The 21893-nt window shown below is 68.1% G+C and carries 18 protein-coding genes; 9 read left to right on the top strand and 9 right to left on the bottom strand.

Annotated features, from left to right (window positions below; translation table 11 throughout):
* Positions 1-120 precede the first annotated feature (120 nt).
* From Q9R47_RS06180 to Q9R47_RS06190, 3 genes are read right to left on the bottom strand one after another with little or no spacing between them, the layout of a single operon-like run.
* Positions 121-3162, bottom strand: coding sequence for a diguanylate cyclase domain-containing protein (locus Q9R47_RS06180; RefSeq protein ID WP_311232332.1), 3042 nt, complete (start codon positions 3160-3162; stop codon positions 121-123).
* 36 nt (positions 3163-3198) lie between these two features.
* A complete protein-coding gene (locus Q9R47_RS06185; RefSeq protein WP_311232333.1) occupies positions 3199-3645 on the bottom strand; it encodes a hypothetical protein in 447 nt (148 codons plus the stop codon).
* On the bottom strand, positions 3645-4934 hold the full coding sequence (locus Q9R47_RS06190; RefSeq protein ID WP_311232334.1) for a hypothetical protein: 1290 nt from the start codon (positions 4932-4934) through the stop codon (positions 3645-3647). The genes Q9R47_RS06185 and Q9R47_RS06190 overlap by 1 nt, the downstream gene beginning before the upstream one ends.
* 423 nt (positions 4935-5357) lie before the next feature.
* Between Q9R47_RS06190 and Q9R47_RS06195 the strand changes: the two genes are divergently transcribed.
* The 3 genes from Q9R47_RS06195 to Q9R47_RS06205 are packed head-to-tail and all read left to right on the top strand — an operon-like array spanning position 5358 to position 7730.
* Positions 5358-6266, top strand: coding sequence for a glutamate ABC transporter substrate-binding protein (locus Q9R47_RS06195; protein WP_311232335.1), 909 nt, complete (start codon positions 5358-5360; stop codon positions 6264-6266).
* Between the two features lie 4 nt (positions 6267-6270).
* Positions 6271-6933, top strand: coding sequence for an ABC transporter permease subunit (locus Q9R47_RS06200; protein ID WP_311232336.1), 663 nt, complete (start codon positions 6271-6273; stop codon positions 6931-6933).
* Positions 6930-7730, top strand: a complete 801-nt coding sequence (locus Q9R47_RS06205; protein ID WP_311232337.1) for an amino acid ABC transporter permease — start codon at positions 6930-6932, stop codon at positions 7728-7730. The genes Q9R47_RS06200 and Q9R47_RS06205 overlap by 4 nt, the downstream gene beginning before the upstream one ends.
* A 64-nt stretch (positions 7731-7794) precedes the next feature.
* On the opposite strand, the gene Q9R47_RS06210 is transcribed toward Q9R47_RS06205, so the two are convergent.
* The 3 genes from Q9R47_RS06210 to Q9R47_RS06220 all read right to left on the bottom strand — a co-directional run bounded on the left by Q9R47_RS06210 (position 7795) and on the right by Q9R47_RS06220 (position 9871).
* Positions 7795-9093, bottom strand: coding sequence for a M16 family metallopeptidase (locus Q9R47_RS06210; RefSeq protein WP_404977102.1), 1299 nt, complete (start codon positions 9091-9093; stop codon positions 7795-7797).
* A 104-nt stretch (positions 9094-9197) separates the two neighbouring features.
* A complete protein-coding gene (locus tag Q9R47_RS06215; RefSeq protein ID WP_311232338.1) occupies positions 9198-9620 on the bottom strand; it encodes a type II toxin-antitoxin system VapC family toxin in 423 nt (140 codons plus the stop codon).
* Positions 9617-9871 (bottom strand): FitA-like ribbon-helix-helix domain-containing protein, encoded by a 255-nt coding sequence (locus Q9R47_RS06220; protein ID WP_311232339.1) that lies wholly within the window; start codon positions 9869-9871, stop codon positions 9617-9619. The genes Q9R47_RS06215 and Q9R47_RS06220 overlap by 4 nt, the downstream gene beginning before the upstream one ends.
* A 182-nt stretch (positions 9872-10053) precedes the next feature.
* Here Q9R47_RS06220 and Q9R47_RS06225 point away from each other — a divergent pair, with 182 nt between their 5' ends.
* The 5 genes from Q9R47_RS06225 (at position 10054) to Q9R47_RS06245 (ending at position 15713) form a co-directional block, all read left to right on the top strand.
* Complete coding sequence (locus Q9R47_RS06225; protein WP_311232340.1) at positions 10054-10500, top strand: chloride channel protein; 447 nt, start codon at positions 10054-10056, stop codon at positions 10498-10500.
* 228 nt (positions 10501-10728) lie between these two features.
* A complete protein-coding gene (locus tag Q9R47_RS06230; protein ID WP_311232341.1) occupies positions 10729-11577 on the top strand; it encodes a Dam family site-specific DNA-(adenine-N6)-methyltransferase in 849 nt (282 codons plus the stop codon).
* Positions 11578-11611: 34 nt separating this feature from the next.
* Positions 11612-12871, top strand: coding sequence for a metallophosphoesterase (locus tag Q9R47_RS06235; RefSeq protein WP_311232342.1), 1260 nt, complete (start codon positions 11612-11614; stop codon positions 12869-12871).
* Positions 12868-14760 (top strand): hypothetical protein, encoded by a 1893-nt coding sequence (locus tag Q9R47_RS06240; RefSeq protein WP_311232343.1) that lies wholly within the window; start codon positions 12868-12870, stop codon positions 14758-14760. The genes Q9R47_RS06235 and Q9R47_RS06240 overlap by 4 nt, the downstream gene beginning before the upstream one ends.
* Before the next feature lie 74 nt (positions 14761-14834).
* Positions 14835-15713: a hypothetical protein gene (locus Q9R47_RS06245; protein WP_311232344.1), complete on the top strand. Its 879-nt coding sequence runs from the start codon at positions 14835-14837 to the stop codon at positions 15711-15713.
* 194 nt (positions 15714-15907) lie between these two features.
* On the opposite strand, the gene Q9R47_RS06250 is transcribed toward Q9R47_RS06245, so the two are convergent.
* The 3 genes from Q9R47_RS06250 to Q9R47_RS06260 are packed head-to-tail and all read right to left on the bottom strand — an operon-like array spanning position 15908 to position 21236.
* Positions 15908-18817 carry an Hsp70 family protein gene (locus Q9R47_RS06250; protein WP_311232345.1) on the bottom strand — a complete coding sequence of 970 codons (2910 nt, stop codon included), beginning with the start codon at positions 18815-18817 and terminating at the stop codon, positions 15908-15910.
* On the bottom strand, positions 18817-20637 hold the full coding sequence (locus Q9R47_RS06255; protein WP_311232346.1) for an Hsp70 family protein: 1821 nt from the start codon (positions 20635-20637) through the stop codon (positions 18817-18819). The genes Q9R47_RS06250 and Q9R47_RS06255 overlap by 1 nt, the downstream gene beginning before the upstream one ends.
* A complete protein-coding gene (locus Q9R47_RS06260) occupies positions 20634-21236 on the bottom strand; it encodes a DUF2760 domain-containing protein (RefSeq protein ID WP_311232347.1) in 603 nt (200 codons plus the stop codon). Before Q9R47_RS06260 ends, Q9R47_RS06255 begins: the two co-directional genes overlap by 4 nt.
* A 206-nt stretch (positions 21237-21442) precedes the next feature.
* On the opposite strand from Q9R47_RS06260, the gene Q9R47_RS06265 reads away from it, so the two are divergent.
* The gene (locus Q9R47_RS06265; protein ID WP_311232348.1) at positions 21443-21871 is read left to right on the top strand and encodes a hypothetical protein; all 429 of its coding nucleotides are present in this window, start codon (positions 21443-21445) and stop codon (positions 21869-21871) included.
* The last annotated feature ends 22 nt before the right edge of the window (positions 21872-21893 follow it).

Genomic DNA, 21893 nt, shown 5'->3' on the forward strand with positions numbered 1-21893 from the left:
GGTGATGGCCGGGTGATGGCAGGCGCTGCGGTGGCTGCCGTGGGCACTCAACGTTGGCTTGAGGCTGGTTGCTGAGGTTCAGCGGAGACCATTGAACCGCACCCGAAGCTGTCCACGCGCTTACCCCGCGATCCGCGGCACTCCACCCGGCGCAACCATGTCCCCCGCCGAAGGCGCCATCCGCGGCCGGGCCGCCCGCACGTTCTCCACGAAACTGTCGGCCGGCAGGGGCCTGCCGTGCAGCCAGCCCTGCTGCGACGGGCAGTGGTTGGCATGCAGGAAGTCGGATTGCTCCTGCGTCTCGACGCCTTCGGCCACGACGTGCAGGCCGAGGTGGGAGCCCATGGACAAAATCGAGCAGACGATTCCGACGCTGGCGGTGTCGTCGGGCAGCCCGGTGATGAAGCTGCGGTCGATCTTGATCTCGTAGAGCGGCAGCTGTCGCAGGTAGGAGAGGCTCGAGAAGCCCGTGCCGAAATCGTCGATCGAGAAACGCACGCCCAGCTCGACCAGTTCCGCGAGGCGTTCCGCCGCATGGTTCACGTCGGTGATCAGCAGGCCTTCCGTGATCTCCAGTATCAGGCCCGAGGCGCGGGCACCGCTCGTCTCCAGGGCGTGCCGGACTTCGTCGACGAAGCCCGGATGCTTGAATTGCGCCGGGCTGATGTTGACCGCCAGGGTGAGCGAGGGGTCTTCGCGGTGGAGGTCGAACAGGATCCCGCAGCCGGTCCTCAGCACCCAGGCGCCCAGTTCGATGATGAGGCCGGAGGCTTCCGCCAGTGCGATGAACTGGTCCGGGGGCACCATGCCGCGGCTTGGATGGCGCCACCGCAGCAGGGCCTCGCCGCCGGTCAGCCGGCGGTGGGCGTCGTGCTGCGGCTGCACGTGCAGGAACAGCTGGTCGGAGCCGATGGCCGCGCGCAGGTCCTGCTCCAGCGCCAGCCGTTCATGGAAGCCCGCCAGCATGTTGTGCTCGAAGAACACGGGATGGTTGCCGCCCTGCGTCTTGGAGCGGCGCAGCGCCAACTGCGCTTCGCGCAGGGCGTCGAGGCCGTCCCGGGTATCGGCATGGATGAGGCTGATGCCCGCGCTGGCCTGGATGTGGAAGGACTCCGGGCCCAGGTGGAACGGTGCGGCCAGGCTGCGCAGCAGTTTCGCCGCGACGCCTTCCGTCAGCGCGCGGATGTCGGCGTCGGTGCGGCCTTCCATGCGCAGCACCACCACGAATTCGTCGCTGCCGGTACGCGCCAGCGTGTCTCCGCGGCGCAGCACGCTTTTCAGGCGCCGCGCGGTCTCGCACAGGACGTCGTCGCCGATCTGGGTGCCGCGCGCCACGTTGAGCAGCTTGAACTGGTCGATGTCCACGCAGATGACCCCCGCGGAGCCTGCGCCGCCCGCCACCTGGATCTGCTCCGACGCCAGTTGCTCGAGCAGGTGCCTGCGGTCCATCAGGCCCGTCAGCGCGTCGCGTTGCCACGGTGCCCTGGATGCCGGTGGGACGGCGCTGTCCGGGGGGCCGGAGGGCTGCCCGTCCGGGCGCGCATGCCGGGTTTCGGCAATGGCGACGCCCCCCTTGCCGGCCTGCTTGACGGCGTACATCGCGGCATCGGCGGCATGGATCAGGGTCTCGACGCTGGTGGCGTGCCGCGGGTAGCTGGCCACGCCCACGCTTGCGCCGACCTGGGCGGATTCCTCGTTGGGCAGCACGAACGGCTGCTCGAAGCTGTCGATCAGCTCCCGGGCCAGCGCCGAGACGCTGGGGTGGAGCGCGTCCACGCCCATGATGACCACCACCAGCTCGTCGCCGCCCAGCCGGCCCACGACGTCGCCGTTGCGCTGGAAGAGCGTGCGCAGGCGCCGGGCGGCCTCCACCAGCACGGCATCGCCCGCGGCATGCCCCCAGCGGTCGTTGACGGACTTGAATCCGTCGAGGTCGATGAACATCAGGGTGACGTCGCCCAGGTCCTGGCTGAGGGTAGCGTCGTCGACGTGCTGGCCGAGCAGGGTTTCGATGTAGGCGCGGCTCTTGAGCCCCGTGAGCGCATCGTGCTCCGCACGGTGCTGCGCAGCGCTCTCCTCGTTCTTGCGCCGCGTGATGTCGTAGAGCACGCCCTCGACGCGCTGCTCGCTGCTTTCCGACCGCTCCATGCACGACACCATGCAGTGCACCCACAGTTTCGTGCCGTCCGGGCGGATCAGTTCGAGGTCGGCGGACTCCGGTTCCAGGGAGCTGCAGGCTTCGTCGATCAGCTCCTGCAGCTGCGCTGGGCGGAGGAAGAAGGCGGAAATGAAATCCTCGGCGTGCGCGGCCGCCACCTGGCCGGCCTGCAGGTTGAGCAGGCGCTCGAAGGCCGGGTTGGCGTGCAGCAGCCGGCCGGCCGCGGAGAGGATGAAGATGCCCGCGCTCGTGGAGTCGAAGATGCCCCGGTAGCGGGCCTCCAGGCCCGAGATCTCCTCGCGCATGGCGCGTTCGCGTTCGAGCGCGCCCTGCTGCATTTCCAGCAGGCGGTTGACGGCCGTGGTGACGATGCCCACCTCGTCGACCGCGTGGCGCGGATCGATCGATACCCGGCGCGACGTACCCGGCGCGATCGTGGCCAGCTCCGCGGCCAGCTGGTGCATCGGGCGCGACAGCATGCGCCGGGCCAGCATGCTGAACACGCCCAGCACGCCGACGAGCAGCACGGTGATCGCCGCCACCACCAGGGCGGCCTGCCGGCCGGCCTCGGACGTCAGCCGCTGGTAGTCGAGCCAGACCTGCAGATCGCCGATCCGTCCTTCGTACCGGAAGGGCGACATCAGGGGCGACTCGAAGGTCGGCGCGGCCGTGGCGCTCCGGCCGACGGCGGCAGGCTCGGCTTCCGGGTTGGAGTTGGTGGCCATCGTCACGCCGGCCGCGTCGCGCACCCCCACGCGGGCGACGGCGGGATGGCGGGCCAGGCCGTCCACCAGTTCCTTGAGCAGCAGTTCGTCGCGCGCATACACCCCGACAGCCATCGTCTGCTGCACGGCCGCGGCGATGGCGCGCGCGGAGGCTTCGGAGTTCTCCAGGTAGTGCGACCGGGCGCTGAGGTAGAGGATGACGGCGACCAGGATCGCCATCACGCCCGCGACGCCCACGACCGCCCACTGGAACCGGCGATGGAGGCTTCTACTGCGCATGGGGAGCGGGGCGGCGAAAGGAGCGCACGTGCGGCATCACGGCAGGTGCATCACCACCCGCACGGAATTGTCCTGCGGGGGGCGGGTGAGGTAGCCGATGGCGGACGGATCGCTGCGCAGGCGCTGCAGCATGGCCGTGTCGTCTTCGGCGGTCTGCGGCGGACGCACCTGGCCGGTGAAATGCAGGCGCGCCCAGTAGCTGTTGATGCGCGCGATGTCCATGCCGGTGAGCAGCTGGTAGAACTCGGCGCGCGCCGGGCCGTCGCGCTTCTGGTCCAGCGGCGTGGCGATGCTGCCGTCGGAGAATGCGCGGGTCCTGCCGGTGTAGATGGCCACCAGTTCGTTCTGGTTCACGGACCGCAGCGGGCTTTGCGCGGACACCACCACATAGAGGGGGGCTGCGGCCACGGTGCACTGCAGCGCATGGACCGCCAGCGCGGTGGCGGTCAGTACGCAGGGAAGTTTCGGGAATGCGCGCGGCATCACTGGCCCCAGACGAAGTCGACCAGCAGGGACACGAGGGTGCCTTTCGCGGCCTGCCCGTCGTGGTTGCGCCAGCCCGCTGCGCCGTTCTGCCGGACATGGAACCGGTCGACCTGGAATTTGAGCGCGGCGTTCGATGCGAAATCCCACCGGAAACCCACGCCGACCGTGCGCTGGTCGAACCGGAACTGGTTGGCCGCATAGGTCGCGTAGCCTGCCAGCATCTGCGCCTGCTGGGCCGCGGCAGGCCCCGCCACGGGAGCGAGCGAGGAGGCGACATCGGGAGTGGCCAGTGCTGCCTCCCGCGGCCTGGTGCGGCTGGCGAGGGCGTAATAGGTCACGGTGTCCTTGCGCCACGCCGCGCTGACGTAGCCCCGGTAGGCATCCAGCGTGCTTCTTGGAACGCCCAGCCGGCTGCCTTCGGCCACGAAGGTCCAGGGGCCGCTGTCGTATTGGGCGGCGAGCGCCAGGTAAGTGGTGGCGCCGCCGGTCCAGAGCTTCTGGTGCAGGGGGGCGATCGCCTCGCGCACGCCGGGGACGGGAGACTGATGCAGGGCGCCGACGCCCTGGAGCAGCGCCCTGTATTCCGGGCCGTGGTCCATGTTCACCCGGGACTGCATATAGCTGAGTTTGAGCAGGAGCCCGCCCGACTCCCGCGACAGGCCCACCGCCAGGATGTCGTCCACGCTCACCGGACTGTAGGAGCGGCCGCCGTCGGTGGCACTCGTTCTGATCGTGCCGGTGGTGGCACGCAGGCGCCACGACGCACTGCCCATGTTCCAGCGCTGCTCCACGTCCAGGCCATCGACGTTCACGACCGGCGCGAAGGCGTAGAAGTCGGTGGGCGGGCGCGCCCAGGTGAAGGCATAGCCGACATTGCGGCTTTCGGAATACAGGAACAGGTCCGGGCTGACCCGGCCCAGGCGCAGGCGGGTGTTCGCCCACGGCCGGTAGCCGACGTAGGCCTGCTCGATCGCTTCGCCGGAGAGTGCTCCCCGGGCCCGGTGCAACAGGACGCCCTGGACCGCGGCCTCCCAATCGTTGCCGTGGGTCCAGTCGATCTGTGCGCCGAGCCGGGAGTCGATGGTGGCGCTGAGGTCGGACGCGGCGCCCTTCTGCGCGGTGCTGCGGATCAGCCCCCAGCGCGGGGCACCGGTCTTGTCGACCAGGCCCACGGTGCCGAAGCCGCTGAGGGTGAGGCTGTCGTCCGCCGCTTCCTGGGCCTGGGCCTGGACAGCCAGGCCCGAACCACATGCGAGCACCAGGGTGACGAAAGAGATGCTGCGCACGGAACGGATACCTGGATGTGAAAAAGAGTCGCTGGAAATCCACGCGGCAGGGGAAATGGCCGATGGGATGGTCGAGGCAGAGGTGGGGCAGGGTGCCTCGGCCCTTCCGGGACGGCGGGGCATGTGCTGAGACGGCCCGGAAGCGGCGGACAAATGTTTCTACCGACCCACCAAAATTTATCAGAATTTTACTTATTGATGCATTTGTCAATCATCAAGTTATATTTTTGCTGATTTATTCCTGTTGTTTTTTGGTTGCCGTGTCATCTGCCGTCGGGCGTGCGTGTAGGACATGCTCTGCGCCGCGGGGCGCAACGGCACACCGGGATTTTCAGCAGGGGCCACCGGCAGGCGAGGTCCGCCTGGGACCTGTCTTACCCATGCTATACATCGACCCACGTAACTGCCATCCCAGAGGACCGCATGCCCCTATCGATCCACTCCTTCCTGAAACCCACCGTGGCAGCGCTGGCGATCGCCGGCGGCGGCGCGGTGTGCGCCCAGGGCACGCCCATCGATGCCGCGGCGTTCGACGCGCTGGTGGCGCAGGGCCCCGTCGCGAGCGCCGAAGCCATCGCCGCGAGCCCGTGGGCCAGCAAGATCAAACAGGCCGGCACGCTGCGCCTGGGAGGCACGCAAACGTCGAACCTGTTCTCGCTGCTGAACGAGAAGGACGGCAAGCTGCGCGGCTTCGATGCGGGCATCGCCCAGCTCCTCACGCGCTACATCCTGGGCGATGCCTCCAAGGTCCAGTTCACGCAGGTGAACTCGTCCACGCGCGAGCAGGTGCTGATCAACGGCCAGGTGGACACGGTTATCGCCACCTATTCCATCACGCCCGCGCGCGCCGAGAAAATTTCCTTCGCCGGGCCGTACTACACCTCGCAGGCTGCGGTGCTGGTGAAGGCGAACAACCAGGCCATCCAGTCCTACAACGACCTGGGTGGCAACAAGGTCGCCACGCAGGCGGGCTCCACGGGTCCGGCGATCCTCGCGCAGTTCGCGCCCAAGAGCACCGTGCAGGAGTTCCAGACGCACCAGGAGGCGCTGGATTCGCTGCGCCAGGGCCGCGTGGCCGCCTACGTGACCGACTACACGCTGCTGCTCAATACCCTGAGCCTGGGCACCGGCGACGCCAAGCTCGCGGGCGCCCCGTTCGGCGCGCAGGACCCGTACGGCATCGGCCTGCCCAAGGGCTCGGACGGCGTGGCCTTCGTCAACGCGTTCCTGAAGAAGATCGAGGCCGACGGCACCTGGGCCAAGCTCTGGACGATCGCCATCGGCCAGCGCACCGGCAGCACGGCCGTCCCGACGCCGCCCGCGCTGCCCTGAACCGATGGGCGAGGTTGCCAAGCTCCTGGCCGACCACGGGCCTGCCTTCGGGCAGGCCCTTTTGCTGACCTGGAAGCTCACCGCGCTGTCGTTCGTGCCGGGCGTGCTGCTGGGCTTGGGGGTGGCGATGCTGCGGCTCTTTCCGCTGCCGCCGCTGCGCTGGGTGCTCACCCTCTACGTCGAGACCTTCCGCAACATCCCCAGCGTGGCGCTGCTGATCTTCATCGTGTTCGCGCTGCCCGATCTCGAGTTCGTGATCGACTACGAGCCCAGCGTGGTCCTGACGCTGGTGCTGGTCTGCTCCGCGTTCACGGCGGACTACGTGCGCTCGGGCATCAACACCATCCCCGGCGGGCAGATCGAGGCCGCGCTCAGCCTGGGGATGCGGCCCGCGCGCATCATCTGGTCGGTGGTGCTGCCGCAGGCGCTGCGCTCGGTGGTGCAGCCGATGACGTCGCTGCTCATCGCGCTGATGCTGTCCACCTCGCTCGCGTCGCAGGTGCCGTTCCCGGGCCGGGAACTCACCACGCTCGTCTCCAAGATCGCCACCGACTCCGCCGCCGGCATGGCCGCCTTCGCCGTCGCGGCCGCGATGTACGTGGCCACCGGCCTGCTCATCGCCTGGGCCGGCGCGGCGCTGGACCGGAAGCTGCGGATCCTGCGATGAACCGATCCCTCGAAGACATCCTGTTCGGCGCGCCGACGCCCCGGGCCCGCACCCTCAGCCGCGGGATGAGCGTGGTCGCGGCGGGCGTGCTGCTTTTGCTCGCGGCCGGCATCGTATGGCGCTTCCATGCCGTCGGGCAGCTCGATGCCCGCTACTGGAAATTCTTCGCCTGGCCGACGACCTGGGCCTTCCTGGCCAAGGGCCTGCTCGGTACGCTGGCCTCGGCGGCGATGGCCGCGGTGATCGCGCTCTCCCTGGGCCTGGTGCTGTTGGCGGGGCGCCTGGCGCGGACGCGCCTCGTGCGCTGGCCGGCCGTGGCGGCCATCGAGTTCCTGCGGGGCACGCCGACGCTGCTGCTCATCTACGTGTGCTTCCTGGTGCTACCGTCGGTCGGCATCAAGCTCAGTACCTACTGGATGCTGACCCTGCCCATCGGTTTGAGCACCGCCGCGGTGGTGGCCGAGGTCTACCGCTCGGGCGTGCTCGCCGTGCCGCGCGGCCAGGCCGATGCCGCGCGCAGCCTGGGCATGACGGAGATCCAGGTGTTTTTCTCGATCGTGTTCCCGCAGGCGCTGCGCTACATCGTGCCGGCGCTGGTCGCCCAACTGGTGATCGTGGTGAAGGACACCACCTTCGGCTATGTCGTCACCTATGGCGAGTTGATGCAGAACGCCCGCGTGCTCATCGCCAACTACCACTCGCTGGTGCCGGTGTACCTCATCGTGGCGGCGCTGTACTGCCTGGTGAACTACGCGATCTCGCGGGCGAGCCGGCGGCTGGGGCGGCCGGTGCATTGAGAGCGGCCGTGTGCCGGGCGGCTGCTGACGGCGCCCGAACCCGATCCGGCGATTCCCGCCGCGGCTATGCCTGGCTGCTGCGCGCGACCAGCGATGCCGCCAGCAGCCGCGCGGACTTCGCGCTCACGCCCTTGCCCGTGATCGACAGCGCCGGCGAATGGGCGAGCATGCGTGCAAACACCGCCTGCACTTCGTCCGCGCGGATGTCGCCGATCAGCGCGATCGTCTCGTCCAGCGGCGTGGCGGTGCCGTGCGCGAACACTTCCTCCACGGCCCGCTCCATCGTCGCGAAGGGCCGCTCGCTGGCCCGCACGCGGGAGACGGTGAGCTGGTTCTTCGCGCGCTCCAGGTGCACCGGGTCGATCGCGGATGCCTGCGCCTGCAGCAATTCGCCCGTGGCACGCACCAACGCTTCGACCTTGTCCGGCGTGGTCACCGCATGCATCACGAAATTGAGCCACGCGTCGCCACTGTCGATCGTGGCATCGGCGTTGTAGGCCAGGCCCAGCCGCTCGCGCACCGTGTCCACCAGCGGCGAGGACATGCCGCCGCCGAACAGGTTCGCCGCGAGCGCTGCGGCCAGGCGCCAGCGTGGGGGCAGCAGGGCCTGCACCGTGCATGCATCCTGCCATTCCGGCGCGCAAGGACCGGGCAGCGGATAGGCGATGTTCAGGAACACCTGCGACACCTGCGTGAAGCGGCGTGCCACGGCCTGGCCGACGTGCGGGGCGGGCGCGGGCGGCTGCACCCCGGCGTCGGCCTGTGCCCCCGATGCGGACACAGGCGCGGGCATGGCAGAGAACAATTCTTCCGCGCGCCGCATCCATGCATCGACGTCGAAGTTCCCCGCAGCCGCCACGATGGTCTTGCCGGCCACGTAGTGCCGCTGCACGTGCCGCACCAGGTCATCGCGCGTAAAGCCTTCGATGTTCTCCACCGTGCCGATCACCGGCATGCCCATCGGATCGTCGCCCCACAGCGCGCGGTCCAGCAGATCGCTGGAGCTGTCCTCCGGGTCCTCGTCGTACTCGATCGCCTCCTGCCGGATCACGTCCAGCTCGCGCTGCAGCTCGGCCTCGGGGAACGTGCTGTGCAGCACGATGTCCGCCGTCATGCCCAGCAGCTGCAGCGCATGCTGCCCCAGCCCGGTCATGAAGTAGCCGGTGCTGTCCTTGCCCGTGTAGGCGTTCACGTCCGCGCCCAGCCGCTCCGCATCGAGGTTGATCGCCTGCACCGACCGCGTGGCCGTGCCCTTGAACGCCATGTGCTCCAGCACGTGGCTGATGCCGTTGGTCTCCGGCGTCTCGTCGCGCGAACCCACGCGCAGGAACACGCCGACGCTGGCGCTCTGCACGTGGAGCATGGGGAGGGCGAGGAGGCGGACGCCGTTGGGGAGGGTGTGGAGGAGGGGAGAGGAAGAGGGAGAAGGAGAGGGGGAGGACGAACTCCCCATGGATGTGCGCGCGCTCATGCCTGGGCCCATGGGTTGATGACGGTGACGCCTGCCGCTTCGAAGGGGCTGGTGTCGCGGGTTGCGACGGCAAAGCCGTTGGCCGCAGCAATGGCGGCGATGTAGCCATCGGCCGTAGCGATAGCCAGGCCGGCGCTGCGTGACTTTGCGATCAGCTTGGCATAGGACTGCGTGCAGGCCAGATCGAAAGGCAGTACCCGGCCCGCGAACAGGGGCAGCACGCGCTTTTCCAGGTTGTCCTGGAGGCCTGCGCGCCGCTTGCCTGCCGGCAGCAGGGCGACGCCCGCCCGCAATTCCGCCACCGTGATGGCGGAAAGGAACAGGGTTTCCATGGCCTGGGCATCGATCCACTCGATCACGCGCGGCTCCGGGGCTTGCCGCAGCGGCTCCGACATCACGTTGGTGTCCAGCAGGATCATTCGAAACTCACCGGGCGGGAGGGCGCCTTGTCGCGCACCTGTTCGAACACCGCGAATTCCTCATCGCTCAGCCGGGCTTGGCGCCCCATGTCGGCCAGTAGCGAACCCAGTTTCACACGCCCCTGGGGGCTGATGGCGGATTCGAGGATGTCGCGCACTTCGGCCTCCATGCTGTGGCCGTGTCGGGCGGCACGGACGCGGAGGGCGCGGTGTACTTCTTCGGGGAGGTTGCGGACGGTGAGCATGGCCATGGTGGGGTTCTCGAGTGCGTTCGATGCATGCATTTTATGACAATGCATGCAAATGGCTTGGCTCCGTCCCCTGATGTCATCAAAACCAACGCCAGCCCCCGAGGCAACGGCTCCCCGAGCACCCACCGCTGGTCAGCTTCGTCCATCACCGTCACCTTCCCGCATATCCGGCGACTGAGGTGGTGCGCTGTCGGCCTGTCTGGCGCAATGGCTACAGCGTCGTGTCGTCGGTGCTGCAGGGCGGCCACCTGTGGCAGTGGATCGTGGTGGTGATGCTTACCAAGATCGTGGCGACTGCGCTGAGTTCGGGCAGCGGCGCCATCGGCGGCGTGTTCACGCCCTCGCTGTTCGTCGGCGCCACGGCCGGCAGCGTGCTCGCCCAGCTCGCGGCCCTGGCGCTGCCCGCCGCCTGGGTGGGCGACCCGCGCGCTTTGGCCCTCATCGGCATGGCCGCCGTGCTCACCGCCGTGACCCATGCCCCGCTGATGGCCATCGTGATGGTGCTGGAGATGACGAACCAGTTCCAGATGACGGTGCCGGTGATGCTGGCCTGCGTGGTTGCGTATGCGGTGAGTACGCAGTTCGGGGGGCGGCCGTTGTATGGGAATCCGATTGAGGAGCAGCGGTGAGGGGTGGAGCGGGGCGGGTTTGTGGTGTCGGGATTGCTTTGTGGCTCGCGGCCGCTTGTCTATGACCGATTCAGGCTGATCTCAGTCATTCGCATATGCCGGCCTAGATGGCGGAAACTAGCAGCAACGGTCTTTCATCCGAGCGCTTCATCTAAGATCGGCGCCGGTGCATGTGCAAATGGCTGCCGACCGGCGACAAGGGCCCAAGCTGTTTCATAATCCCCAGGAATGCAAGCAAATTCAATCGCTCTGGGTTCAGGCGCCCAAGGTGCGGTTGAGCCGCTGCTTCGCTGGGCCGGCAGCAAGAAAAAGCTGCTTCCGGTGTTGCTAGCTGCCGTGCCAGCCGACGCCGAGCGCTACATCGAGCCCTTCGCGGGCTCGGCCGTCCTCTTCCTGCGCTTAGGGGCGGCGCATGCGGTTCTGAGCGACCTCAACGAATCGCTGATTGAGACCTACCGCGTCATTCAGCGCTGCCCACGTGCCGTGTGGGAGCGGGCTTCGATGCTCGGCGACACACCTGAAGACTACTACGCGATCCGCGCGGTCCCGCGCGAGCATCTGAACGTCTTTGAGCGCGCGGCACAGTTCGTCTACCTCAACCGCTACTGCTTTAATGGCGTATATCGCACCAACCGAGCAGGCCAGTTCAACGTAGCACGCGGTAAGGGTCACCTCTTCATGCCTGACCTCAATGCGTTCAAGGCGTTCGCGGGACGACTGCGCGAGGCCGAGCTGCGCTGCAGCGACTTCGAAGAGATCCTGGGCGAGGCAGCGACTGGAGATTTTGTCTATCTCGACCCACCATATGCCCTCGGTGACAAGAGGGATCGCGGCGAGTACGGCTGTGACGCCTTCCGCGAGAAGGACGAGCGTCGGTTGATCGCCGCGCTGCTCGCAGCTGACCGTCGGGGCGCAAAGATCCTGCTGTCTTATTCGCCGGCAGCGACCGTGTTGCAAGCTCTCAAGAAATGGCGCCGCCATAATCTCACCGTCGTACGCAACGTGGCTGGCTTCACTGCGGCCCGTAGGTCGGCCGACGAGGTGCTGCTGTCCAACTACGATTGGTCGCGCGGTTAGGATCTCGATAAACCAATAGTCAAGGGAGCGCGTAGTGGAGGACGCTACCGAGCGAGAGCAAAGCCCCGTCGAGGCTGTCTTCGCGATTTTGGGTGATCCGCACTTCACTGAAGAGCACGGGTCCCACCTCAAGATTAATAAGGGTGGTGAGCTGGCCAGCAACGTCCCGACCACTAACCCTTGGGCGGGACTCAATGACCTGGTCGCTTCTCGAGGGCTGAAGGCCGACGCTATCCTGTGTCCGGGCGACATCGCCTTTCAGAGCAGCGCCATCACGCTGTCTGCCGGCTGGAAACACATGGTCGACCTGGGCGAACGCATGGGCTGCGAGCACGTCATCTGTGCCACAGGAAACCATGACGTGACCTCCCGCAGCCAGGCTGAAAACCTAAAGAAAGCGGTGATTCGCAACCTGAAGGCAGGCTACGGCCCGTTCGAACAGCTGAAGTGTTTGCACCCGCCCTATCCGTCGGTGACGCGTGGGGACACAGACCACCTGCAGGGGCGAGACCATCGCGTGCGCTATTTCGGCGCCGGCCTGTTGCTGGTGACGGCAGCCAAGTACCAGATACTGATCGTGAATAGCTGCGGCGAGCACGGGCACGACGAGTTCGAGCACGAGCGCGGCACCTTCCCGCCCTCGGCCGTCAATGAACTAAAGGCTGCGCTGAAGCAGTGCGACCCGGCGAAGATCAGCGTAGCTGTCATGCATCATCCTCCGGAATCGCATACCCAGGATGGTGCTGGCGCCCACGATTTCGTGGACAACGGGCAGGAACTGCTAAAGCTCCTGGCCGACCAAGGCGACTGGCTGGTCGTGCATGGGCACAAGCATGAGGCCCGGCTGAGACAGGCATCGGGCAGTGGCCTGCAGCCCATAGTTTTCGGGGCGGCGAGCCTGGCCATTCACATTGAGGCAGTCAAGGGCACTGTGAGGAACCAGTTCTACCTGCTCAAAGTCCGCCTGGAGCCTCGCGGCCTCATAGGCCGGTTCCAGACCTGGGACTGGTCCACCGGGCGTGGCTGGGAGCCTGCTAGGCCGGATGGCGACGGCATCTACGACGGTGCGGCCTTCGGCGCGCGCGAACCGGGTCGGGTGATCACCGACATCGTGGCGCTGTCACCCTTGCCTATGGACTGGAGCGAGGTTATACGCCGAGTGCCCGACGCGGATCTGCTGCCCCCCGAGGCCCGCAATCAGGTTCGCCAGCGCCTGCGCGCGCGGCACAGCCTGCACATCCACATCGACAGCAAGGACGGCCAGTGGACCAAGCTTGAAAAGGTAGCATCATGAGTCGCCAGACCTTCCTTGAACCATTTAACGCCAAGGCGATGTCCTACGCCGAGGTGGCGAGGACGTTTGTGCCGTCCACGAAGTTCACGCAGCTAGCCGGTGCCTGGAATTCGGTGCTGGTGGGTCCGCGAGGCGGGGGCAAGACTACGCTGTTCAAAATGCTCAGCGTGGAGGGACAGGAAGCCTGGACCGGCGCTGCCGCCGAACCATACAAAATGACGGTGGGTTACACCGGCATCTACGTTCCCTCGGATATCGCCTGGGGCACGATGCTTGAATCGCTGATGGAGGCTGGCCAGGGCGAGACAGTCGGCGTGCTGTTCTCCGAGGCCGCCTTCGTCACACACGTGCTACTTGCCGTGGCGACCGGCATGGACAGGCATGTGGCGCTGAACCCCGTGCAGCACCCTGAACTTGGCGCCGACGCCACGACGTGCGGGCCGACGCAGGTCGACCTGGAGCGGGCGGTCGCAACAATCGCGACGTTGTGGAAAGTCCAGCCCATATCGCTGTCTCCTGCTAGCCTGGTCGACGCCTTGAGGGCGCGGCTGCTCGACATCAAGCGCGACGCCCGGCTGCGGGCCAAACTCAAGCTCACCGGCATCCCGACCCAGGAATACCTCGGCATGGATATGCTGGAGTCAGCCTCGCAGGCACTGCAGGCCTTTGACGTGGCCTATCAACAGCCGGACCATCGCTGGTGTCTCCTGCTCGACGAGTTCGAGGTGGCGCCCATGCACCTGCAAAAGACGGTGCTGGCCGCGATGCGCGCGAGCGGCGCGCAAAAGCTCCTCTTGAAGGTGGCTCTCGCTCCCTGCGGCCCAGACCTGCTATACGAGCAGCAGTCCGGTGCCCCACCCAGCCAGAACAACGACGTGCAACAGGTCGAGCTCTGGTACGCGGACAAGACCGAGGCCAGCGAGTTCTGCCAGCAGGTGTTCTTGTCGCGTAGCAGCTCCTACCCCGCACTAGCCGGCAAGATGCCGAGCGAGGTTTTCGGCACCTCGGCCTACGCCGTGGTCGACGACAGCGAGGACGCAGCGCAGATTGGCCTGTTCACGCTAGCAGGGCGCAACAAGAAGCAGGTGGCCGAGCAGTTCCAATCGCTAGCTGAGAAAGACTCGACTTTTCAGGAGTTCCTGCGTCGCAAGCAAATCGATGTGTCGCGTGAGTTGGGTATGCAGCCCAGCGATCCCCACGGCAATACCCTGCGCAAGATTGCACCGTTGGTAGCCTTCCGCAATGCCTACAAGGGCAAGAGCGTCGGAAAGAAGCGCGGCGTGAAGCCATTTAACACGGCCTACTCCGGCTGGGAATCTATCGCGGCGATCAGTGAGGGCAACCCGCGCTGGCTGATCGGTCTCATCACCCGCATCATGTCCAATAGCGACCAAGCCCAATTTCCGGTGCCGACGCCGCAGCAGACTGCCGGGGTGCAATGGAACTGCCAGCGCTATGCCGAAATGTTGCAGTCTGTCGCCAACGAGCAATTCGGTTCCATCAAGACCTCCACGCCTATCTACGAGGTGCTGTCCAAGATCGGTGACTACTTCCACAACCGGCTCGTCAGGACGGCCTTCGTCGAAGACCCGCCCATGTCGTTCATCGTAGATGAGCGAGTCAGCGACGACGTGGAACACGCGCTGCGCATCGCCATTAACCATGGTGCTATCGTCTGCTATCAAATAGCTGCCGATGTCGGTGGATTCCGTACCCTACGCGGCTTGCGGTTCCGACTGACCTATTTGCTGGCGCCGGTCTTCAAGCTGCCGATGCGCAAATCGAAGTCGGTCTCGCTGTCCACCATTCTGTTGGCCAAGCCAGAAACACCGATGAGCCAGAATGAGCCTACCGGCGAGTTGACACAGGGGGACCTATGGGCGAACTAGCCGTCCGCAACCTGAGGCAAAAGCGAATCGAAGGAGTAGGCCCAACCGTAAGCGTGGGCGAGGCGCCGACCCTGATGGTCATTGCCGCCGACTCCGGTTCGCGCCGGAGCCACCTGCTTAATTTGCTGCAGGACGAAATCGCCTCTATCGACTCTCGGGTCATCGCAGTCTGCGACGCACCTGTAACTCCCGATCCCAAGTCGCTGCGCCGCAAGCAGGTTGAGCAGCTGACCTGCGCCGCTGCATGTGAGGCTGTTCGCACCCTGGCGCGCGATGCGAATGGTGTCGCATCGCTCCTCATTGACCTGTCCTGCTTGGCCCGACAGCACATCGGCGGGCTTTTCGCCGCGGTCAAGGACCTAGCCAAGGAAGGCCCGGTCGAGCTGCAGATTGCCTACAGCCTGGCGCGGTTCGTAAAGCCGCCTGTGCACTGGTCAACAGCCATCCGCCGCATCGCCCCAGTTAACAGCGAGTTCGCCGGTTGGACGGCCGCGCCGGATAACCCGATCGAGCTTGTCATCGCGCTCGGCTACGAAAAAGGCAAGGCCATCGGCGCGGCGGAGTATCTGGAGCCGGGCGACACATGGCTCTTCGTGCCGACGTCACCGGAGGAGAAGTACCTCCGCGAGGTCAAGCTGCAGAACAAAGAGCTGCTGCTTGAACGTAAGACCAAACAGCTGGAGTACGAGGTGTTATCGCCAGTCGATGCCTATCACGCGTTGCTATCGCTGGTACGCGGCATGCGCAACGTGGCGCGCCCCATCCTGCTGCCCTTTGGCCCCAAGATCTTTTTCGGCCTGTCCCTCCTTGTCGCGATGGTGATCGGCGAGGCCGCCGTTTGGTTCGTCGACGGTGAGAATACCAGCAGCTCCGATATGAGCCAGCCATCGCGTCATGCAGTGATCATGGGTTGCCGCATCGAACCAATCTCGGAAACTGCTGCTATTGCTTAGACGTCGCGTCGACAATTGTTTCGATGGGACCAATGACTGTTCGAGCCGGGCAACGTGAGCACGCGCGATCACGGCGACTGTCAGCTCCCGCTGCAGAGCTGTCTTTCCGAACGCGTAGGGTGCCGAGGCTTGTGCGGCCCAGGTAGAGCAACAAGGCGGGCGATGCAATTGCGCGGCGCCGCTGCAGTTGCAAATCACCCGCGCACCAACACCAGCCCCGGCGGCAACGCCTCCCCGAACACCCGCCGCTGGTCCGCTTCATCCAGCACCGTCACCTCCCGCACCATCGCCACCCAGCCCGGCGCAGCATGTGCGGCCTCCAACTGCCCGGCGATCTGCGTGCGAAACTCCTCCGGCAAATCCCGCGCCCGGTCCCCCGTGGCCTGCGCGATCTGGGCCACGGCGAAGGCCGCGGCCTCGTGCCGGGCCCAGTCGGGCGCGATGTCGGCCTCGATCTGTGCGAGCCAGCCCTGCACGGTGTCGGGGGGCAACACGTGGTGCACGCTGGCATACAGCGGCTGGCGCGCGCCCAGGCGGCCCAGGGCCCACCAGAGTTCGGCCGTGGGGCGTTGTGGTTGCTGTTGTCGCTGTTGTTGTTGCTTCAGCCGCTGCAGCAGCCAGCCGCCGAACTGCGTCTTGTCGGCCGGCTGGATGCGCTCGAACGAGGCGGCCATGCGCAGCAGTTCGTCGGGCGCCTGCATGCGCGGACCTTCAGGAGCGGGGATGTCGGTGCCGCCCGGGGGCTGCAGGTAGTAGGCGATGACGTCGTAGACCATCTGCTGCTGTTCGGCGTCCAGGCCGCCCGCGATGCGGCGCCAGAGGGTCCACCATTCGGACCATTGCTGGCTGTCGTCGCTGTGGGCGATGCCGGGGCCGAACAGCTCCCACATCTGCTGCATGCGCCAGCCGTCGAGCGGGTCGCCGAAGCCGGGGCGCAGGGTGAAGCCGACGAGGTTGAACCAGGTGCGTTCGTGCTGGGCGGAGCGGCGGCGGCGCTTGGCGCCCTGGAGCAGGGCGCCGAAGAGGGTGCGCAACAGCGGCGTGGGCCAGGTGGTGCGGTCGCCGAGCAGGCGCTCCAGGGTGGCTCGCAATTGGCGGACCTCTTTCGCATCCACGCCCTGTTGCTTCTTGCCACCGTAGACGCGGTCGATGGCGGCGAGGGCTTGGGGCAGGCGCGGGTGGGTGGCTGTGGTTTTAGCGTTGGCGTTGGATGGGGCTGCGGCGGAGGAGGACTTTGCGCCGGCATGGGTGCCGGAATCCGAATCGCCATCGGCCTGCACATCCTGCGTGGCTGCATCGCCGCGCAATTGAAATTCGAGCTGCCAACGCCGGGGGGGCTGGGCGCTTTTGCCGTCGCTGTCGGCTCCTTCCGCGTTCACGGCGACGCAGTGCATTTCCAGCGTGCCGACATCGGTGATGCGGGCTTCGAGCTGCACCTCGACCTGTGCGGCACCGCCAGCCTGCGCTTTTGGCAGCACGGTGGCGATGGGGGGCAGGCGCTGCAGGCCTTCGTCACCGTCCTGCAGGGTGACGAGGTCCCCGGCTTGGTGGTGGCGATCGGCGGCGCTGGTGGCCAGGTTGAAGCGCACGGGCCGGCCCAAACGCAGGTGGAACCGCCGGTCCGCGAGCCGCACGGTGTCGCCTTCGGGGGTGCCGTAGGGCAGCACGCAGACGCCCTGGCCGCCATCGAGCGTAAGGTAGTAGGCGCGGGCCGCGCTGCTGCGGATGCGGGGTGCGCTGCCGGCGCGGGCCATGGCGTAGGCGACGGCGCCGCGTGCGACGGCGGCGTCGAGGCGGGGTTCATCGACCGCCAGCAGGCGGATGGGCGGGGCGCCGGCCGGCTGCCAGCCGCGCAGGGTGGCGAGCAGGCGGTCGCGCAGGGCCTGGGCGTGGAACACGCCGCCGTTGAGCAGCACGGTGTCGGGCAGGGCGCCGCCCTGGCGCTGCAGGAAGGCGGCGATATGGCGGGTGATGGCGGCGTCGTGGGCGTAGGGCAGGCCGAATTCGACGAGGGCGCCGCGCGCACGCAGGGGCTGCGCATCCGCCGCGACCTGCGGGAAGAACCCTTCCACCAGCAGCCGGTCCACGTCGGCGCGCGTGAGGGTGGCGGAGCGCGCGCCGCCGATCAGCCGGCTGCCGCTGCCCTGGAGCGTGACGGTGGTCTCCGCGGGGCCGTCCGGGGCGAGCAGGCGCTCCTTGGCGCTGCGGCAGCGCTGGGTGAGCTGCGCGAGCTGGATGGCCGAGAGCGGGGCATGCGCGGGCTGGCCGGGGTGGCTTGTTTGGCCCGCGGGCCCGCCCGACAGCCGCGGCTCGATCCAGCGCGCGAGCGCGAGGTCCATGTTGTCGCCGCCGAGCACGAGGTGGTCGCCCACGCCGGTGCGCGCGAGCTGCGGCTGGCCGGCGGCGTCCAGCGTGACGTCGATCAGCGTGAGGTCGGTGGTGCCGCCGCCCACGTCCACCACGAGCAGGCGGCGGGTGTCGGCCAACTGGCTCGCGAGGTCGGTGCGGTGGGCGAACACCCAGTCGTAGAACGCGGCCTGCGGTTCTTCGATGAGGTGGACTGCTCCCAGGCCGGCGAGCGCGGCGGCTTGCAGGGTGAGCTGGCGCGCGCCTTCGTCGAACGAGGCGGGCACGGTGAGCACGGTGGGCTGCTGCGCGAGCGGAGCGTCGGGGTGGGCGTGGTCCCAGGCGTGGCGCAGGTGGCGCAGGTAGCTGGCGCTGGCCTCCAGCGGGGAGACCTTGGGCACCTCATCGGGCGCGCCCCAGGGCAGGATGGCGGCGGTGCGGTCCACGGCGGGGTGCGACAGCCAGCTCTTGGCGCTGGCCACGAGCCTGCCGGGCGTCTGCTGGCCGAGTTCGCGCGCGAAGGCGCCGAGGATGGCGGGTTCCTGCGATGGCCAGGGCAGGGGCAGGTCGGCCTGGGCGAGCGCGCCTTCGGCCGCATGGAAGCGCAGCGAGGGCAGCAGGGGCCGCGGCGCGACCTCGCCGGCCGCGATGCTCTGCGGGATGGGGAAGACCTGGATGTCGTCCGCGCCCAGGGGCGCGAACGCGAGCACGGTGTGGGTCGTGCCCAGGTCGATGCCGATGCGGAAGGCGGCCGCCATCACGCGTCGCGGACGTCGAACTCCACCTTCCACTGCGCACCGCCCGAAGCCTCGGCCAGCAGTTCCAGCGTGCCGATGTCGGTCACGCGCGCGCGCAGCTGCACGGGCACGACCTCGCCCGCGGCGCGGCCTTCGGCGGGCAGCGTGGCCTCGATCTGCGCGAGTTCCTGCAGTTCCTCGGGCGACCAGAAGTCCAGCAGGGTGCCGGGCTGGTCGCCCCGCCGCACGGACGATCCGAAGAAGCGGAAGCGCACGGACTCGCCGACGACGAGGCCCAGTTGCTGCGGCGGCAGCGGCGCCTCGGAGCCTTCCTCCATGCCGAAGGGCGCGACGCACAGGGCCTGCACGGGCGGTTCCAGGCCAGGGACGGCAGGCATGCTGGATTCGATGCCGACGTAGTAGGCCTGGGCCGTGCCGCCGCGGATGCGGATGCCGCGGCCCTGGCGCACCTGGCCGTAATAGGCGGCGCCGCGCGCGACGGCGTGGTCCATGTCGGCGCCCTGCAGCAGGCGGGCAGTGGGTGCGCCGTCGGCGGCGAGCCAGGCGTTGAGCGTGGAGAGCACCCGATCGGCCAGCAGTTCGGACTTGAACACGCCGCCGTTGAACAGCACGGCCGTGGGGTGCAGGAAGGTCGCGCCCTCGGGCTGGGCGAAGCCCGGCAACTGCGCGGTGGCGCCGACCTGGCGGCCCAGCAGCGCGGCGAGGTGGCGGGTGACGGCGGCATCCTGCGCGTAGGGCAGGCCGATCTGCGTGAGGCCGGCGCGCGGGCGGGTGATGGGCCGCGCGCTGCTCTCGACGGCCGGGAAGAAGCCTTCGAGCAGGATGGTGGAGAGCAGTTCGCGCTGCAGCTCGGTGCGGATGGAGCCGCCGATGAGCTTGGAGCCGCGGCTGGGCACGACCAGGGGCACGCTCTGCAGGCCGGGGTCGCTCAGCAGTTGCTCCTTGGCCAGGCGGCACGCATAGGTGAGTGCGCGCATCTGCCAGGGGTCGAGCTGTTTGCCTTCGGCGGCCAAACCGCGCGCGACGCCGTGGGCGAGTGCCAGGTCCATGTTGTCGCCGCCGAGCAGGATGTGTTCGCCCACGGCCACGCGGTTCAGCTGCAGGTTGCCCGCGTCTTCGGTGACGGCGATGAGCGAGAAGTCGCTGGTGCCGCCGCCCACGTCGACGACGAGGATCACGTCGCCCACCTGCACCTGCTTGCGCCAGTCGCCCGCGCTGCCCGCGATCCAGCTGTAGAGCGCGGCCTGGGGTTCTTCCAGCAGCGTGATGCCGTGGTAGCCCGCGGCCTGGGCGGCCTCGGCCGTGAGTTCGCGCGCGGCCGGGTCGAACGATGCGGGGATGGTGACGGTGACGGACTGCTGGTCGAACGGTGCCTCGGGGTGGCGGTGGTTCCAGGCGTCGCGCAGGTGCTGCAGGTAGTGGGTGCTGGCGGCCAGCGGCGAGATGCGTTCGACCTCGGGCGGCGCGTCGGCCGGCAGGATGCCGGCGCGGCGGTCCACCCCGGCATGGCCGAGCCAGCTCTTGGCGCTGGAGACGAGGCGGATCGGGGTGAGCGCGCCGTGGCTGCGCGCCCATTCGCCGGTGATGCGGCCGGGCGCGGCGTTCCAGGGCAGGGCGAGGTCGCCGGGCGCGAATTCGCTGTCGTGCGGCACGTAGAGGAAGGAGGGCAGCAGGGAATAGTCCTGCACGGCCCCGGGGCCGCTTTGCTGGGCGACGGGCAGGATCTCGGGTGCCGCGCCCTCGCTGTGCAGATCGACCCAGGAGAGCGCGCTGTGCGTGGTGCCGAGATCGATGCCGATGGCGTATTTCGCTTCGCTCACAGCTCGACCTCCGCGGGCGCGATCACGCGCGTGTCGTGCCCTTCGGTGAGGGCGGGCAGGCGCACGGCGGCGGCGCGCCAGCCCTTGTGCTGCAACGTGCCGGTGAAGGGCGGCTGGCCGACCACGTTGCCGGTGACGCGCACGGCGGCGGCGTCGAAGCCGGCCGGCAGCGTCAGGCGGCTGCCTTCGGCCTCGGTGCGCACGGGTTCGAGATCGAACGTGTCCTGCAGCACCTTGCGGGCGCCGCCGTGCAGCAGGCGCGCAGCGCCGCCCACGTCGGCATCGGAATAGGCGCCGATGTCTTCCTGCAGGAAATCGACGAAGCGCGCTTCGCGCTGCAGCAGGGCGAGCAGTTGCAGGGCGGCGTCGACATCGGCGGTGGCTCGCACGGCAGGCGGGGCGGGCACCGGAGCCGGGGGCGGTGGTGCCTGCACGGGGGCCGGTGCGGGAGCGGGCGGCGGCACTTCGCTGGCCAGCGGCGCGCCGCTGCGCAGCGCCTGCACGCGCGCGGCCAGGCGGCCGTCGCCCAGCAGGGCGAAGAAGCTGCCGATGGCGAGGGACAGGCGGGAGAGGAAGGGGAGTTCTTGGGGTTCGGTCATGGGTCGGTCGGTGGTGGCGCCCTGGGGGCGCAACAGCGGCGGGTGGGCCGGACGGGCGCCGGGCCGTTCAGCCGCTATTGTCTTCAATGCGGGAAGGCCAGCGGAAAACCGGATTTTTCTCCGGGGGGTACTCCCGTGTTCCGGACGCGATGGGCGCTGCCACCGAGTGCTTATCCGCTGCCGGGGCGCGAGCAGCACAATGCACCATGCCCCGGACTCTCCGCATTCGCGATGCTGCCGCCGCTGCCCTGGTGGCCGCCGGGTTGGCGGCCGGCTGTGGGCGTGAGCTGCCTGAACCGCCCGCGCCGCCGAATGAGGTGGAATCGGCGCTGGGGAATGCCAAGCCGGGCGAAGTGTTCCAGGGCCTGCTGGCCGGGCAGCCGGTGCACCTGGTGGTGCACGATTGCGAGGTGTTCCGCATCCAGGATGCAGGGAGAGGCAAGCCAGCCTGGGAGCGCGTGCTGGCCCCCGAGCCCTATCCCTTCTTCACGCGGTGCGAGCGCCAGTCGCTGGCCGCCGACGCGGGTGGCGTGACGGCCGTGCTGGGCCGCATGGCGCTGGGCGCAGGTGGGTGCTGCGCGGCGGGCGGCACCTACCGTTCGGTCGATGGGCAGGCCTGGAAGAAGGTCCGCTGAGCCGCCCGACCGCCGCGGAGCA

Source organism: Acidovorax sp. PRC11 (genome assembly GCF_031844105.1).
Taxonomy (GTDB): Bacteria; Pseudomonadota; Gammaproteobacteria; order Burkholderiales; family Burkholderiaceae_C; genus Paracidovorax.

Excerpts from the sequence above, each read along its gene's own strand:
- Q9R47_RS06180 (WP_311232332.1), bottom strand. The coding sequence starts at position 3,162 with ATGCGCAGTAGAAGCCTCCATCGCCGGTTCCAGTGGGCGGTCGTGGGC.
- Q9R47_RS06185 (WP_311232333.1), bottom strand. The coding sequence starts at position 3,645 with ATGCCGCGCGCATTCCCGAAACTTCCCTGCGTACTGACCGCCACCGCG.
- Q9R47_RS06195 (WP_311232335.1), top strand. The coding sequence starts at position 5,358 with ATGCCCCTATCGATCCACTCCTTCCTGAAACCCACCGTGGCAGCGCTG.
- Q9R47_RS06200 (WP_311232336.1), top strand. The coding sequence starts at position 6,271 with ATGGGCGAGGTTGCCAAGCTCCTGGCCGACCACGGGCCTGCCTTCGGG.
- Q9R47_RS06205 (WP_311232337.1), top strand. The coding sequence starts at position 6,930 with ATGAACCGATCCCTCGAAGACATCCTGTTCGGCGCGCCGACGCCCCGG.
- Q9R47_RS06210 (WP_404977102.1), bottom strand. The coding sequence starts at position 9,093 with ATGCTCCACGTGCAGAGCGCCAGCGTCGGCGTGTTCCTGCGCGTGGGT.
- Q9R47_RS06215 (WP_311232338.1), bottom strand. The coding sequence starts at position 9,620 with ATGATCCTGCTGGACACCAACGTGATGTCGGAGCCGCTGCGGCAAGCC.
- Q9R47_RS06220 (WP_311232339.1), bottom strand. The coding sequence starts at position 9,871 with ATGGCCATGCTCACCGTCCGCAACCTCCCCGAAGAAGTACACCGCGCC.
- Q9R47_RS06230 (WP_311232341.1), top strand. The coding sequence starts at position 10,729 with ATGCAAGCAAATTCAATCGCTCTGGGTTCAGGCGCCCAAGGTGCGGTT.
- Q9R47_RS06240 (WP_311232343.1), top strand. The coding sequence starts at position 12,868 with ATGAGTCGCCAGACCTTCCTTGAACCATTTAACGCCAAGGCGATGTCC.
- Q9R47_RS06245 (WP_311232344.1), top strand. The coding sequence starts at position 14,835 with ATGGTCATTGCCGCCGACTCCGGTTCGCGCCGGAGCCACCTGCTTAAT.
- Q9R47_RS06250 (WP_311232345.1), bottom strand. The coding sequence starts at position 18,817 with ATGGCGGCCGCCTTCCGCATCGGCATCGACCTGGGCACGACCCACACC.
- Q9R47_RS06260 (WP_311232347.1), bottom strand. The coding sequence starts at position 21,236 with ATGACCGAACCCCAAGAACTCCCCTTCCTCTCCCGCCTGTCCCTCGCC.
- Q9R47_RS06265 (WP_311232348.1), top strand. The coding sequence starts at position 21,443 with ATGCCCCGGACTCTCCGCATTCGCGATGCTGCCGCCGCTGCCCTGGTG.